Here is a 14,864-nt window from a genome sequence, read left to right as displayed (position 1 = left end):
ACGGATCAGGGACAAAGAGGCGGCGGGCCATCCAGCGGCCGCACCCGTTCCAGCAGGGTTTCCGCCGTCATGCCCGGACCGAGTTCCGCAGCGGCCCGGCCGTGCAGCCAGACGCCGGCCGCTGCCGCTTGGAAGGCGGGAACGCCCTGCGCCAGAAGCGCTCCGATGATACCGGCGAGAACGTCGCCGGAGCCGGCCGTCGCAAGCCAGGGCGGCGCCGTATCGTTGATCAGCACGCGACCGTCCGGCGCTGCAATCACCGTGTCCGCCCCCTTGTAGACGATGACACCGCCGGCGCGTTCCGCCGCCGCCAGAGCCCGCTCCACCTTGCCGCGCCGCCCGTCGGCGCCAAGATCCGGGAAGAGCCTGCCGAATTCGCCCTCATGCGGTGTCAGCACAAGGCGTGTCTGTCCCTGCCGAAACAGGTCGAACAGTTCCTGAGGATGGCTGGCGAAGGAGGTAATCGCATCGGCATCCGCGACCAGCGGATAGCGGGCCACGGCGCGGGCAAATTCCCGGGCGCGCTCGCCGACGCCGAACCCCGGGCCCAGCACGAAGGCGGAGATTTTTGCGCTGTCGCACCACTGGCGGAGTTCTTCGACCGTATCCACGGCGCGCAGCATCACCGCCGTCAGCGCGCTGGCCTGCACGGACATCGCCGCCTGCGGTGCGGCAACTGTCACCAGGCCGGCGCCGGCGCTGAGGCCCGCAGCCGCCGACAGGCGGGCAGCGCCGGTATGGGAGGGGCCACCGCTGAAGACGGCGAGATGCCCGCGCGTGTATTTGTGCGTGACAGCACTGAGACGCGGCAAGTCCTCGCTCCAGATCCCCGGGCCGTTCACCGCAAGCCTGCCGGACACCGCCCGAATGATGCGACGTGGGATGCCGATGTCGAAAACCTCGATCTCGCCGCAGAGATCGCGCCCCGGCATCAGCAGATGGCCCGGCTTGCGGGTCATGAACGTCACCGTCCGCGCAGCCTGAAAGGCCGCCCCCAGCACCAGACCACGCGCCCCGCACAGGCCAGACGGCAGATCGACGGCAAGGACCGGACATCCCGCCTCCGCTACGGTGCCGATCAATCGGGCCACCTCTTCCGGAACCTCGCGCGACAGACCGGCCCCGAACAGGGCGTCGATCACCACATCGCCGGCCTGCGGCCGGTATGTCGCAAGCGCGGCCGTGGGGATGGGGCAAAAATCGAAGGCGCGTCGCGCATCTTCCTTCAGCCCTGACGGATCAGAAAGCGCGTGGACGACGACCTCGGCGCCAGCCTCGCTGAGGCCCCGCGCGGCGACATAACCATCGCCGCCATTGTTGCCGGGACCGCAGAGGACCGCAAAGCGGCGCGCGCCCGGATAGGCGCGAAGTGCGCTCGCCGCCACCGCCTGCCCGGCCCTTTCCATCAGATCAAAGGAGGGGATGCCGGACGCTGCGGCTGCCGCATCCGCTCGTGCCATTTCGTCCGGGGTGAGCAGAATTGATGCAAATGGAACCATGCCACCATTCAAGCGCAGGCAGCCGAAAACGCAACCCCGAATTTCTGGCAATAAATGCCTTATTTTCAGGCATTTGAACATTTATACGCCACCACGATGTCGCGGTTTGCTCAACGGGTCAAAAGCGCCATGGGAAGTTTCCACACAGGTCTTGCCACAGGCATCGCGAAACCATAGCCTGCCATGTGCATGCCAGCCAAGCTGCAATGGCTTGGCAGCCGGCAGAGGATTTCTGCCAAACTCGTCCTAGTTTGGCACGATACCTGCATCAACAAGGGCGAGCGGGCAATGGCCTGCTCCCAAGGGAGAAGCGGAGAGATATTTTCTCATGAAAAAGATCGAAGCGATCATCAAGCCTTTCAAACTCGACGAAGTTAAGGAAGCGCTTCAGGAGGTCGGACTGCAGGGTATCACGGTGACGGAAGCCAAGGGCTTCGGACGCCAGAAGGGACATACGGAGCTTTACCGCGGCGCGGAATACGTCGTGGACTTCCTGCCGAAGGTGAAGGTCGAAGTCGTTCTGGCCGACGAAAACGTCGATGCCGTGATCGACGCTATCCGCAATGCGGCCCAGACTGGACGCATCGGCGACGGCAAGATATTCGTATCCAACGTGGAAGAAGTCGTGCGTATCCGGACCGGTGAAACCGGGGTGGACGCCATCTGATCCTGCGCCACAAATCCGGCTTCAAAGAACCGGATAGAGCCACTATTTCATAATCCAAGGGAGAGACCATGACGACCGCAAGCGACATCATGAAACAGATCAAGGAGAACGACGTCAAGTTCGTCGATCTGCGCTTCACCGACCCCAAGGGCAAGCTGCAGCACGTCACGATGGATGTTGCGGCGGTTGACGAAGACATGTTCGCCGATGGCGTCATGTTCGACGGCTCGTCCATCGGCGGCTGGAAGGCCATCAACGAGTCCGACATGGTGCTGATGCCGGATCCGGCAACGGTTCACATGGACCCGTTCTTCGCCCAGTCGACCATGGTCGTCATGTGCGACATTCTCGACCCGGTCTCGGGCGAAGCCTACAACCGCGATCCGCGCGGCACCGCCAAGAAGGCCGAAGCCTATCTCAAGGCATCCGGTATCGGCGACACGGTCTTCGTCGGTCCTGAGCCGGAATTCTTCGTCTTCGACGACGTCAAGTACAAGGCAGACCCGTACAACACCGGCTTCAAGCTGGATTCGTCGGAACTGCCGTCGAACGACGACACCGATTACGAGACCGGCAACCTCGGCCACCGGCCGCGCGTCAAGGGCGGCTATTTCCCGGTTCCGCCGGTCGACAGCCTGCAGGACATGCGCTCGGAAATGCTGACGGTTCTCGCCGAAATGGGCGTGGTCGTTGAAAAGCATCACCACGAAGTGGCGTCTGCCCAGCACGAGCTCGGCGTGAAGTTCGACACGCTGGTGCGCAATGCAGACAAGATGCAGATCTACAAATATGTCGTGCATCAGGTCGCAAACGCCTATGGCAAGACGGCCACCTTCATGCCGAAGCCGATCTATGGCGACAACGGCTCGGGCATGCACGTGCACCAGTCGATCTGGAAGGACGGCAAGCCGACCTTTGCCGGCGACGAATATGCCGGCCTGTCGGAAACCTGCCTCTACTACATCGGCGGCATCATCAAGCATGCCAAGGCCATCAACGCCTTCACCAACCCGACGACCAACTCCTACAAGCGTCTGGTTCCAGGCTACGAAGCCCCGGTTCTGCTCGCCTATTCGGCCCGCAACCGTTCGGCCTCCTGCCGCATTCCGTTCGGCTCCGGCCCGAAGGCCAAGCGCGTCGAAGTGCGCTTCCCCGATCCCGCGCAGAACCCCTATCTCGGCTTTGCTGCCATGCTGATGGCCGGCCTCGACGGCATCAAGAACAAGATCCATCCGGGCAAGGCCATGGACAAGGATCTCTACGACCTGCCGCCGAAGGAGTTGAAGAAGATCCCGACCGTGTGCGCCAGCCTGCGCGAAGCGCTCGACAGCCTCGACAAGGATCGCAAATTCCTGACCGCCGGCGGCGTGTTCGATGACGACCAGATCGATGCCTATATCGAACTGAAGATGCAGGAAGTCATGCGTTTCGAAATGACCCCGCATCCGGTCGAATTCGACATGTATTACTCGATCTGATCGCCGCTTGCGGCAGACGCCAAGACTTGGAACCGGCAGGCATCGCCTGCCGGTTTTTTCGTGGGCACATGCCACACGCGCTTTTTGCCGCGGCGCACAAAAAAGACGGTATTTCCCGCCTCAAAACCTCAAATGTGCTGGTGCCTGCGCCCTCTTGATGTCAGTTTGATGAATGACCACATGTCATGCGAAAGGACGTTCGCATCATGAAACAGAGAAGCGCAAAGTTTACGATTGGTGAAGTGGTTCGCCACAAGGTGTTTCCGTTCCGCGGCATCGTGTTTGATGTCGATCCCGAATTTGCCAACACCGAGGAATGGTGGAACTCGATCCCGGCCGAAATCCGTCCCCACAAGGACCAGCCGTTTTACCACCTGCTCGCGGAAAACGACGAAACGGCCTATGTCGCCTATGTGTCGGAACAGAACCTCATCCACGATGAGAGCGGGGAGCCCCTGCGCAATCCGCATGTGTCGCAGATTTTCGACCGCGCCCCGTCCGGGCAGTTGCGCCCTAAAGCCATCCTGGCCCACTGACCGACACGTTCCTGTCGCGCGATAGGGCCATTAAAAAACGACGCTGCGGTGGCCGCAGCGTCGTTTGGAATTCAGTCGACGACCGTCAGGTCCGTCGTATCAGTTGCCGGCCTTGGCAGCGTTCTGCGCGTCTTCCAGCTTCTTGCGGGCTTCTTCCGCCTTCTTCTGCATGCCTTCCTGCAGGCTGCGCTGGCTTTCGGCGAGCTGCGACTGCGAGATAGCCGGACCATCGAAGACGCCGGTGAAGCCGTTCAGCGCAACCTTGATCGGGTTCGGCGCACGGCGGAAATTGATCGAGGTGAAGACCACCTCATTGCCCTTCTTCAGGCTGGCGATCATCGGATCCGTCAGCGGAATTTCAGCCGTGCAACGGTCGGGGATGCAAAGAACGTAATCGAGCTTCTGGCCCTTGCCGCCATCGATCTGCATCATCACGCCCGGCTGGATGAGGCGGGCGGAGGGAACCGAGACCTGCAGGATCTTGCGGTTGACCTTGCCTTCGACCGTGATCAGGCCAACGGCGGTGATCAGCTGTCCGTTCTGCGACAGAAGCACGTTCTGCACGGCGCAGACATCGCTGTCGTCCTGCTTTTCGCACGTCTTGAACCAGCCGAGCGGCGGAGCGCCTGCCGGTGCTGCAGCATTCTGCGCGAAAGCGGCGACCGGAAGTGCGCCGATGGAAAGTGCCAAAGCGGACATCGCCGTCCGCAGAACCTTGTTTGCCTTAAGCATCATACCAGAATCCGTCTCCTGAAAGCGGTTTTTTGGAGCAGTTGTCATCGCTCCGCGCCGGGGTCATGGTCCACCACCTGTCGTTTAAATGAGGCAATTGAATGACCCGCGTGTTCGGGCGAATCTGTTACATCGCAGCGCCTGCGATATCCAGCACTAGTTTTGAAATTCGCTGGCTCCCCTCCAACTTTCCGGCCGCTATATTGGTCTTTGTCCGGCCTATGCGTTAGTTTGAGCCCGAATCGTCGAGAAGACCGAGAGGTATAGGATGCGCCGTCTGATCACCCTGTCGCTGGCAACCCTTGTGCTGGCCGGCCCGTTTGCCACGGGCGCCGCAGGCGCTGCACCCCAGCACGGGCTTGCCATGCATGGCGAGCCGGCGCTGCCACCCGGTTTCCAGCATTTTCCTTACGTCAATCCAGATGTGAAGAAGGGCGGCAGCATCGCCTACGGCGTGGTCGGCACCTTCGACAGCCTGAACCCTTTCAACCTGAAAAGCATCCGCACCACAGCCCGCGGCATCTGGGACAATATCTTCGGCAATCTGATCTACGAGACGCTGATGGTGCGCTCCTCCGACGAGCCGTTTACGCTCTACGGACTCCTGGCCGAAAGCGTCGAGACGGACGAGGCGCGCAGCTTCATCCAGTTCAACCTCAACCCGAAAGCCAAATGGTCCGACGGAGAACCGGTGACGCCCGAGGATGTGATGTTCTCGCTCGAAGTGCTGCGCGACAAGGGACGCACCCCGTTCAGCGCCCGCATGGTGCCGATCGAGAAGATGGAAAGGGTCGGCGAGCATGGCGTGCGCTTTACCTTCAATGGCAAGGCCGACCGCGAGTTTCCGCTCATCCTGGCAACCGGCACGCCGATCCTGCCCAAACACGCGGTGGATGTAGCCAGTTTCGACCAGTCGACGCTGAAGACACCGGTGGCGTCCGGCCCCTACCGCATCGCCTCGGTGCAGCCGGGGCAGAAGATTGTCTACGAGCGACGGCCCAACTACTGGGGGAAGGACATTCCCTCCAAGGTGGGCTTTGACAATTACGACCAGATTTCCGTCGAATATTTCCTGCAGGAAAACAGCCTGTTCGAGGCCTTCAAGAAGGGCGCGATCAACGTCTATCTGGAGGGCAACCCCACCCACTGGGCGCGCGCCTATGATTTTCCGGCGGTCAGCAGCGGCGATGTGGTGAAGGACGTCTTTTCGCCGAAACTGCCGACCGGCATGCTTGGCTTCGTCTTCAACCTGCGCCGCCCGATGTTCGACAATCCGGATGTGCGCGCCGCCCTGACGCTTGCGTTTGATTTCGAATGGGCCAACCGCAACCTCTTCGATGGCGCCTATACCCGCACGCAAAGCTACTGGCAGAATTCCGAGCTTTCCTCGCTTGGCCATGCCGCCGACGACAAGGAACTGGCGCTGCTTGGACAGGCGAAGGACCGGATACCCGCCGATATTCTCGCCGGCACATCCATGCTGCCGCAGACAGATGGCTCCGGCGGCGACCGCAAGGTGCTGCGCCAGGTGGTGGAACGGCTGAAAAAGGCCGGCTACGCCATCGACAAGGGCCGCATGGTCGATGGCAGCGGGCGTCCGCTTGCCTTCGAAATCATGACGCAAAGTGCCGACCAGGAAAAGGTCGCCATCGCCTTCCAGCGCACGCTGAAGATGATCGGCGTCGAAGCCTCGATCCGCACCGTCGATGATTCGCAGTACCAGGCCCGCTCGGGCAGTTTCGACTACGACGTGATCATGAAGTCCTACCCCTCGTCGCTGTCGCCCGGCATCGAGCAGGTCGGGCGCTGGGCGTCCGATTCGAAGGACCGGCAGGGCAGTTTCAATTTTGCAGGCCTTGCCGATCAGGATGTCGACCGCGTCATCCAGGCCATGCTGAACGCCCGCTCGAAAGAGGATTTCACCACGGCCGTGCGTGCCTATGACCGGCTGCTGCTGGCCGGCTTCTACATGGTGCCGCTCTACCACATCCCCGAGCAGTGGGTGGCGCGCTGGCGCACCATTGCCCATCCCGATATGGTGCCGCTCTATGGCTACCAGCTGCCCACCTGGTGGGATGTCCGTGCGCAATAGCGCCGGTCTCGCCTCGCCCGCTTGAAGGACCCTTGCAATGGAAAAACTGACAATCGATCTCGTTTCGGACGTGGTCTGCCCCTGGTGCTATCTCGGCAAGGCGCGACTGGAACTGGCGATCGCCGAGGTGCAGGACGAGGTCGGCATCGACATCAACTGGCGCCCGTATCGCCTCAACCCCGATTATCCGGCTGAAGGCGTCGACCAGAAGGCCGCACTCGAGGCAAAGCTCGGCGGCGCAGAGGCCGTGAAGCGCGGGCACGAGATGCTGACCGGGCTTGGCCACGAAGTGGGCATTGCCTTTGATTTCGATGCGATCCGCATCGGCCCCAATACGCTGGACGCCCATCGGCTGATCCATTGGGCGATGATCGAGGGACGCGAGATCCAGGACAAGGTGGTCGACCGTCTGTTCAAGGCCAACTTCGAAGAGGGCAAAAATGTCGGCGACCATGCGGTGCTGCTGGCCATTGCCGAGGAGGCCGGCCTCGATCGCAGCGTCATTGCACCGCTTCTCGCCTCCGACGCCGACAAGGATACGGTGATTGCGGAAATCGAGGCGGCGCAGAAAATGGGCGTCAACGGCGTGCCCTTCTTCATCATCGACCAGCAATATGCCGTGAGCGGCGCCCAGACGCCGGATGTGCTGGCCAACGCCTTTCGCGAGATTGCCAAGGCCAAAGCCGAGGCCCGCGCCGGCATGAACTGAAACAGTCTCGTCTTTTGCCAGGCGCGATTGACGGGCCCGTCCATCGGGCCTATCCCGGCAGGATAAGAACCTTGCCGGGATTTTTTGTGTGCGCGCCTCCGATTCGACCCTGAAGGGCGTCCTGATCGCCTTTGCCTGCTTTGCCGCCTACTCCTTCAGCGATGCCTCTATCAAACTGGTGGAGGGGCGCGTACCGCCCTTCCAGGCGGGCTTCATCGGAACCCTGGTCGGCGTCCTGGCCGTGCCCTTCCTTCTCAAATCCGGCGACCGCTGGACGGACATGGTGCGCACCACCAACCGCCCGCTCTGGCTGCTGCGCTTCTTCTGCTCGGCCATCGGCACCGTCGGCAGCATTGTCGCCTTCACGCATCTGTCGATGGCGGAAGCCTTTTGCCTGATCTTCCTGCTGCCGTCCTTTGCCACGATCATGTCGGTGATATTCTTGAAGGACAAGGTCGGCGCCAAACGCTGGGCGGCCGTGGCGCTCGGCTTTCTGGGGGTTCTGGTGGTGCTGCGCCCCGGCTTTCGCGAGCTGTCGTTTGCGCATCTGACAGCGCTCGCCTCCGGCTTTACCGCAGCCATATCCGTCATCATCTATCGCTATCTGGGACCGAGCGAAAAGAACATCTCGATGTATGGCGCGGGCCTTCTCGGCGGTGTCAGCGTCTGCGCGGTCGCCATGCTGCCGAACCTCATGATGCCCGGCGCCTACGACATCCTGCTGATCGTCATCTTCGGCCTTCTCGCCGCCGTCGGCACCGTGCTTCTGATGGTTGCCTCCTTCTACGCGCCGGCGGCCGTCGTCACCCCCATCCAGTACAGCCAGATGCTCTGGGCGATCCTGCTCGGCTACCTCATCTTCGGCGATGGCGTGGATCTCTGGATGGGCGTCGGCATCGCCCTTATCGTCGGCTCGGGCCTGCTCACCCTGTCGCGCGAACGCACCCGCGGTGTCGCCCTTCCCCCGCCCGTTGCCGGTCAGAGCGAAGCGACGCTTGCGGTTAAGCCGGAATCGGGCGACACGCGCGGCTGAGGCTTAGCCCTCAGCTTTTCCGCGCCAGTTCCGCCAGTTGCACCATGATCTGAGCTGCCGTGGCCAGCCGCTTTTCCGGCGTCGGAAGATCGCGCGAGAGCATGATCGAGTGGTCGGGGCGGATCTTGGCCATCGAGCCTTGCTTGGCGATATAGCCGACGAGGCCGGCCGGGTTCGGGAACTGCTTGTCGCGCAGTTGCAGCACGATCCCCTTCGGGCCTGCCTCGACCTTTTCCACATTGGCGGTGCGGCAGAGCGACTTGATGTAGACGACCTTCAACAGGTTCTGCACCTCGACCGGCATGGGGCCGAAGCGGTCCATCATCTCAGCACCGAAGCCGTCGATCTCCGACAGTTCCGTCAGCTCGCCAAGGCGGCGGTAGAGGCCCATCCGCAGGTGAAGGTCCGGCACATAGTTGTCCGGGATCATCACCGTGATGCCGACGGAAATCTGCGGCGACCAGCCGGTGTCGTGCACCTCGTCGTCGCCCTTCACCTCGGCCACTGCCTCCTCCAGCATCTGCTGGTAAAGCTCGAAGCCGACTTCCTTGATATGGCCGGACTGCTCTTCGCCCAAAAGATTGCCGGCGCCGCGGATGTCGAGATCGTGGCTGGCGAGCTGGAAGCCGGCGCCCAGCGTGTCGAGCGATTGCAGCACCTTCAGGCGCCGCTCGGCGGTCGTCGTCAGCGTCTTGTTGACGGGCAGCGTGAAGAGCGCGAAGGCGCGCACCTTGGAGCGGCCGACGCGCCCGCGCAGCTGGTAGAGCTGGGCAAGCCCGAACATGTCGGCGCGGTGGACGATCAGCGTATTGGCCGTCGGCACATCGAGCCCCGATTCGACTATGGTCGTCGACAGAAGCACATCATATTTGCCGTCGTAGAAGGCATTCATGATGTCCTCGAGCTCACCTGCCGCCATCTGGCCATGGGCGATCGCCACCTTCAGCTCCGGCACGTCCGATTGCAGGAAGGCCTGGATTTCCGGAAGGTCGGCAAGCCGCGGGCAGACGTAAAAACTCTGGCCGCCGCGATAGTGCTCGCGCATCAGCGTCTCGCGGATGACCAACGGATCGAAGGGCGAAATGAAGGTGCGAACCGCCATGCGGTCGACCGGCGGCGTGGTGATCAGCGACAGTTCGCGAACACCGGTCATGGCAAGCTGCAGCGTTCGCGGGATCGGCGTGGCCGACAGCGTCAGCACATGCACGTCACTCTTCAGCTCTTTCAGCTTTTCCTTGTGCTTCACGCCAAAATGCTGCTCCTCATCGATGATGAGAAGGCCGAGATTGGCAAATTTGATGCCGGTGCCGAGAAGCGCATGGGTGCCGACGACGATATCCACCTTGCCTTCGGAAATGTCCTTCTTGGTCTGGTTGAGCTCCTTGGTGGTCACGAGCCGCGAGGCCTGTTCCACCCGGATCGGCAAGCCGCGGAAGCGTTCGCGAAAGGTCTTGAAATGCTGGCGGGCGAGAAGCGTGGTGGGCACGACGACGGCCACCTGCGCGCCGTTCATGGCGGCGAAGAAGGCGGCGCGCAGCGCCACTTCCGTTTTGCCGAAACCGACATCGCCGCAGACGAGGCGGTCCATCGGCCGGCCGGCGGCCAGATCCTCCCGCACCGAATCGATGGCATTCGCCTGATCTTCCGTCTCGTCATAGGGGAAGCGGGCGGCGAACTCGTCATAGAGCCCTTCGGGCGTCGCGAGAACCGGCGCGCGGCGGGTGATGCGGGTGGCGGCAAGCTTGATCAGGGCATCCGCCATATCGAGCAGGCGCTTCTTGAGCTTGGCCTTGCGGGCCTGCCAGGCGCCTCCGCCGAGCTTGTCGAGCTGGGCTTCGGCGGCATCCGAGCCGTAGCGTGACAGGAGGTCGATGTTTTCAACCGGCAGGAACAGCTTTGCCTGATCGGCATAATGCAGTTCGAGACAGGCCCGCGGCGCTCCCGCCGCTTCGATGGTGACGAGGCCGACAAAGCGACCGATGCCGTGTTCGGCATGGACCACCAGCGAGCCTTCGTCGAGCCCCGCCACTTCCGAGATGAAATCGGCGCCGCGCTTGCGACGCTTGGAGCGGCGTACCATGCGGTCGCCGAGAATATCCTGCTCGCCGATGACGACGAGATCGCCCGTTTCGAAACCGCCCTCGAGCGACAGCACGGCCGCGGCCGCCTCGCCCTTCTGCAGCGTCTTCAGGTCGGAAAATTTTTCGATCTGGCGCACCCGCTTCAGGCCGCGCTCGTCCAGCACCTGCAGGAGACGGTCGAGCGAACCGGCAGACCAGCCGGTGATCAGCACCTTGGAGCCTTCGGCGCGCTTGTCGGCGATATGCTTGACGACGAGATCAAAGACGTTGACGCGCTCGTCGCGCTGCACGCGCTCGGCTTCCGCATCGGCTTGCGCCTTTGCCCAGCGCGGGCCGGCATGGGCGTCAAGCGCCACCACGCGGCGCGCCTCACCGTCATGCTCGTTGAACGGCGTCAGGCGAAGGGCGCCGGCAGCATCGAGTTGCGCGGCAATGTCCTTGCCCGTCAGGTAAAGCTGGCCGGGCGAAACAGGCTTGTAAGGGGCCGATTGCGCCGTCGTTCCCTTTCCGGTGCCGCCGGTGTTCTGGCGGGCGTCGAAATAGTCGAGAATGAGCTTGGAGCGCTCCTGGGCCGCCTCGCGTGCCGTGTGGTCGGTGACGATGCGAAAACCCTTCAGATAGTCGAAGGCGGTTTCCAGCGTCTCGTAGAACAGCGGCAGCCAGTGCTCCATGCCGGCATAGCGGCGGCCCTCGGAAACCGCCTGATAGAGCGCATCGTCGCGCGTCGCCGCGCCGAAGGTCGACAGGTATGCCTTGCGGAAACGGCTGATCGTATCGGGCGTCAGCGTCACCTCGCTCATCGGGTTGAGGTCGAGCGAGCGGGCCTGGCCCGTCGTGCGCTGGCTTGCCGGATCGAAGGTGCGGATCGTCTCCAGCGTATCGCCGAAGAAATCGAGCCGCACCGGCTCCTCTGTTCCGGGAACGAACACATCGAGAATGCCGCCGCGCACGGCAAATTCGCCGACCTCGCGCACCGTCGAGACGCGATCGAAACCGTTGCGCTCCAGCCGCGCGGCAATGTCGTCCATGCGAACGACATTGCCGGGACGGGCGGAAAAGGCGAGGCTGTCGATCACCTCGGCCGGCGCGATCTTCTGCATCATCGCATTGACGGTGACGAGCACGATCGCCGGATGTGGCTTCTTGGCATGGGCAATCAGGCCTGACAGTGCCGTCAGCCGTCGCGCCGAGACATAGGCGCTCGGGGAAACGCGGTCATAGGGCAGGCAGTCCCAGGCCGGCAGCGTCAGCACCGGAATATCGGGCGCCAGGAAGGACAGCATCTGCTCGATATCGGCCATGCGCTGGCCGTCGGAGATCACATAGGCCACCGGCTGGCCGGTGCGCGCAAGCTCGGCCAGCAGGAGCGGCTCCATGCCCGCCTGCACATTGGCAATGGTGAGCCCCGCCGCAGACGCAGCGATCTTCTTTGCGTCGAAACCTGAAATCATTCCGGGCGACCGTGCTTTTCTTCAAGCGCCTCGATGGTGACGATGTCGAAATCCGGGCGATAGGCCATCAGGCGGGTAAACATCGGGGTCTGAAGATGGGCAGGCACCGGGTCGGCGCCGGTAATCCAGCGGTTCAGGTCCTGATCCTCTTCCGCCATGATCGCCTCGAACTCATCGAGTTCGGCGTCCGACAGCTGGGAAATATTGTTCTCGGCAAATTCGCCGAAGACGAGATCCATTTCGCGAATGCCACGATGCCAGCAGCGGTAGAGAATCCGGCGGCGGCGGGGATCGAGATCAGCGCTGGTGCGTGTCAGTCCAGTCATGGAATTCAAACCTTTGTTGAGCCGCTGATATAGGATGAAAACTTCTCCGTGTCAGCCTTGCCAAGCGGCCAAATTCCAGCGCATTTTGCCGGCCATGCGCCCTGCCCTGCTTGATCCCCTGTTTGCCCCTGTCGGAAGCCTTGCCGGTATCGGCCCGAAACTGGCCGAGCTGATTGCCCGCGTCACCAATCGGGAGGATGCCGAGGACTGCCGTGTCGTGGACGTGCTCTTCCATGCGCCGTCCTCGATCATCGACCGGCGCAACCGGCCGGGAATTGCGCTTGCGCCGCAGGGCGCCATCGTCACCATCGAAGGCCGGGTCGACCGTCATCAGCCGCCGCCATCCGGCTCCAACATGCCCTACCGCGTCTTCCTCCACGACGAGACGGGCGAACTGGCGCTCACCTTCTTTCGCGCCAAGGGCAACTGGCTGGAAAAGGCGCTGCCGATCGATGAACGGGTGATGGTGAGCGGCAAGGTGGACTGGTTCAACGGTCGCCCCTCCATGGTACACCCAGACCTGATGATGAAGGTGTCGGATGTTGGCGATATGCCGCTGGTCGAGCCTGTCTATCCGATGACAGCCGGCCTGATGCCCAAGGTCTTGCGCCGGGCGGTGGAAGGGTCGCTTGCCCGCCTGCCGGAATTTCCCGAATGGATGGATCTGGCGCTTCAGCAGAAACAGGGCCTGCCCTCTGTCTCGGACGCCTTTCGCCAGTTGCATGATCCGCGCGACGCCCACGATCTCGATCCGCAGACGCCATCGCGCCGCAGGCTTGCCTATGACGAGTTGCTGGCGGGTCAGGTATCGCTGGCGCTGGTGCGCCAGAAATTGCGCAAGGTTGCCGGCCGGCCGATCCGGGTGAAGGGCACGATCGCCGCGGCCATCCGCTCCGCCCTGCCCTTTTCCCTGACCGGCAGCCAGAGCAAAGCCATCAACGATATCCGGGCCGATATTGCCAAGGACGAGCGCATGCTGCGCCTGCTGCAGGGCGATGTCGGCGCGGGCAAGACGCTGGTCGCGCTGATGGCCATGGCCGATGCGGTGGAGGCCGGCGGCCAGGCGGTGCTGATGGCACCGACGGAAATTCTGGCGCGCCAGCATTTTGCCACCATCAGCCGGTTCGGGCAGGCTGTCGGCCTGAAGGTCGAGGTGCTGACCGGCCGCGTCAAGGGCCGCGAGCGCGACGCGGTGATGGAGCGCATTGCCTCCGGTGAGGCGCAGATCATCGTCGGCACCCATGCGCTGTTTCAGGATGCCATCGTCTACAAGGACCTGATGCTGGCGGTGGTGGACGAGCAGCACCGGTTTGGCGTGCACCAGCGCCTGCGCCTGACCGCCAAGGGCATTTCCCCGCACATGCTGGTGATGACGGCAACGCCCATTCCGCGCACGCTGGTTCTGGCCGCCTTCGGCGACATGGATGTATCGAAACTCACCGAAAAGCCGGCCGGCCGCAAGCCGATCCAGACGGTGACCGTTCCGACCGAACGCACCGACGAGATTGTCGGCCGGCTGCGGTCGGCCTTGGCCGATGGCAAGAAGGCCTACTGGATCTGCCCTCTGGTCGAAGAATCCGACGCATCGGAGCTGATGTCGGCGGAAGAGCGTCATGCAGCGCTGGTCAAAGCACTGGGGCCGCAGCTCGGCGCCCGGATCGGTCTTGTCCACGGCCGTATGACGGGCGCGGAAAAGGATGCGGTGATGGCAGCCTTCAAGGCGGGCGATGTCCGCCTGCTGGTCGCAACCACCGTGGTCGAAGTGGGCGTCGATGTCCCCGATGCGACGATCATGGTGATCGAGCATGCCGAGCGCTTCGGGCTTGCCCAGCTGCATCAGCTGCGCGGCCGCGTCGGGCGCGGCGCGGACGCCTCCACCTGCATTCTTCTCTACAAGGGGCCGCTCAGCGAAACAGGACGGGCACGCCTTTCCATCCTGCGCGACAGCGAGGACGGATTTCTGATTGCCGAGGAGGACCTGAAGCTGCGCGGCGAAGGCGAACTGCTCGGCACCCGCCAGTCCGGCACGCCGGGCTTTCGCATCGCAAGCCTGGAAGCCCATGCGGATCTTCTGGAAATCGCCCGCAAGGATGCCGCCTATCTTCTGGAAAAAGATCCGGACCTGACCGGCGAGCGGGGCCAGGCGCTGCGGGTTCTGCTTTATCTGCACCGGCGCGATGAAGCGATCCGTTTTCTGCGTGCCGGGTAAGGCGCACCAGACACAGACGTCACCAGCCGCAACGCGTGATATTTGCGGGCG

Annotated in this window: 11 protein-coding genes; 7 read left to right on the top strand and 4 right to left on the bottom strand. The window is 62.9% G+C overall.

Annotated elements, in window-relative coordinates; translation table 11 throughout:
* Positions 1–5: 5 nt before the first annotated feature.
* Positions 6–1,499, bottom strand: coding sequence for an NAD(P)H-hydrate dehydratase (locus tag ACEXP3_RS19365; protein ID WP_377298698.1), 1,494 nt, complete (start codon positions 1,497–1,499; stop codon positions 6–8).
* Positions 1,500–1,827: 328 nt separating this feature from the next.
* Between ACEXP3_RS19365 and ACEXP3_RS19360 the strand changes: the two genes are divergently transcribed.
* From ACEXP3_RS19360 to hspQ, 3 genes are all read left to right on the top strand, one after another.
* Entirely contained in the window at positions 1,828–2,166 is a 339-nt protein-coding gene (locus tag ACEXP3_RS19360; protein ID WP_062554525.1) for a P-II family nitrogen regulator, read from the top strand.
* 68 nt (positions 2,167–2,234) lie between these two features.
* Positions 2,235–3,644, top strand: coding sequence for a type I glutamate--ammonia ligase (gene glnA, locus ACEXP3_RS19355; protein ID WP_210105118.1), 1,410 nt, complete (start codon positions 2,235–2,237; stop codon positions 3,642–3,644).
* Positions 3,645–3,850: 206 nt separating this feature from the next.
* On the top strand, positions 3,851–4,180 hold the full coding sequence (gene hspQ, locus ACEXP3_RS19350) for a heat shock protein HspQ (protein ID WP_210105119.1): 330 nt from the start codon (positions 3,851–3,853) through the stop codon (positions 4,178–4,180).
* Positions 4,181–4,279: 99 nt separating this feature from the next.
* Here the strand turns inward: hspQ and ACEXP3_RS19345 are convergent, their stop codons facing one another.
* On the bottom strand, positions 4,280–4,915 hold the full coding sequence (locus ACEXP3_RS19345; protein ID WP_210105120.1) for an invasion associated locus B family protein: 636 nt from the start codon (positions 4,913–4,915) through the stop codon (positions 4,280–4,282).
* A gap of 265 nt (positions 4,916–5,180) precedes the next feature.
* Between ACEXP3_RS19345 and ACEXP3_RS19340 the strand changes: the two genes are divergently transcribed.
* From ACEXP3_RS19340 to ACEXP3_RS19330, 3 genes are all read left to right on the top strand, one after another.
* Positions 5,181–7,004 (top strand): extracellular solute-binding protein, encoded by a 1,824-nt coding sequence (locus tag ACEXP3_RS19340; RefSeq protein WP_377298697.1) that lies wholly within the window; start codon positions 5,181–5,183, stop codon positions 7,002–7,004.
* A gap of 37 nt (positions 7,005–7,041) precedes the next feature.
* A complete protein-coding gene (locus ACEXP3_RS19335; protein ID WP_377298696.1) occupies positions 7,042–7,713 on the top strand; it encodes a DsbA family oxidoreductase in 672 nt (223 codons plus the stop codon).
* Between the two features lie 88 nt (positions 7,714–7,801).
* The gene (locus tag ACEXP3_RS19330) at positions 7,802–8,746 is read left to right on the top strand and encodes a DMT family transporter (RefSeq protein ID WP_377298695.1); all 945 of its coding nucleotides are present in this window, start codon (positions 7,802–7,804) and stop codon (positions 8,744–8,746) included.
* A gap of 10 nt (positions 8,747–8,756) precedes the next feature.
* Here ACEXP3_RS19330 and mfd read toward each other — a convergent pair whose 3' ends face one another.
* Positions 8,757–12,278 (bottom strand): transcription-repair coupling factor, encoded by a 3,522-nt coding sequence (mfd, locus tag ACEXP3_RS19325; RefSeq protein ID WP_377298694.1) that lies wholly within the window; start codon positions 12,276–12,278, stop codon positions 8,757–8,759.
* Complete coding sequence (locus ACEXP3_RS19320; protein WP_377298693.1) at positions 12,275–12,604, bottom strand: succinate dehydrogenase assembly factor 2; 330 nt, start codon at positions 12,602–12,604, stop codon at positions 12,275–12,277. Before ACEXP3_RS19320 ends, mfd begins: the two co-directional genes overlap by 4 nt.
* A gap of 94 nt (positions 12,605–12,698) precedes the next feature.
* Here ACEXP3_RS19320 and recG point away from each other — a divergent pair, with 94 nt between their 5' ends.
* Positions 12,699–14,813, top strand: coding sequence for an ATP-dependent DNA helicase RecG (gene recG / locus ACEXP3_RS19315; RefSeq protein WP_377298692.1), 2,115 nt, complete (start codon positions 12,699–12,701; stop codon positions 14,811–14,813).
* Positions 14,814–14,864 lie beyond the last annotated feature (51 nt).

The organism is Neorhizobium fuzhouense (assembly GCF_042611105.1).
GTDB classification, from domain to species: domain Bacteria; phylum Pseudomonadota; class Alphaproteobacteria; order Rhizobiales; family Rhizobiaceae; genus Neorhizobium; species Neorhizobium galegae_A.
The sequence above is the reverse complement of the archived record's forward strand: the minus strand, read 5'-3'. Positions and strand labels throughout refer to the sequence as shown.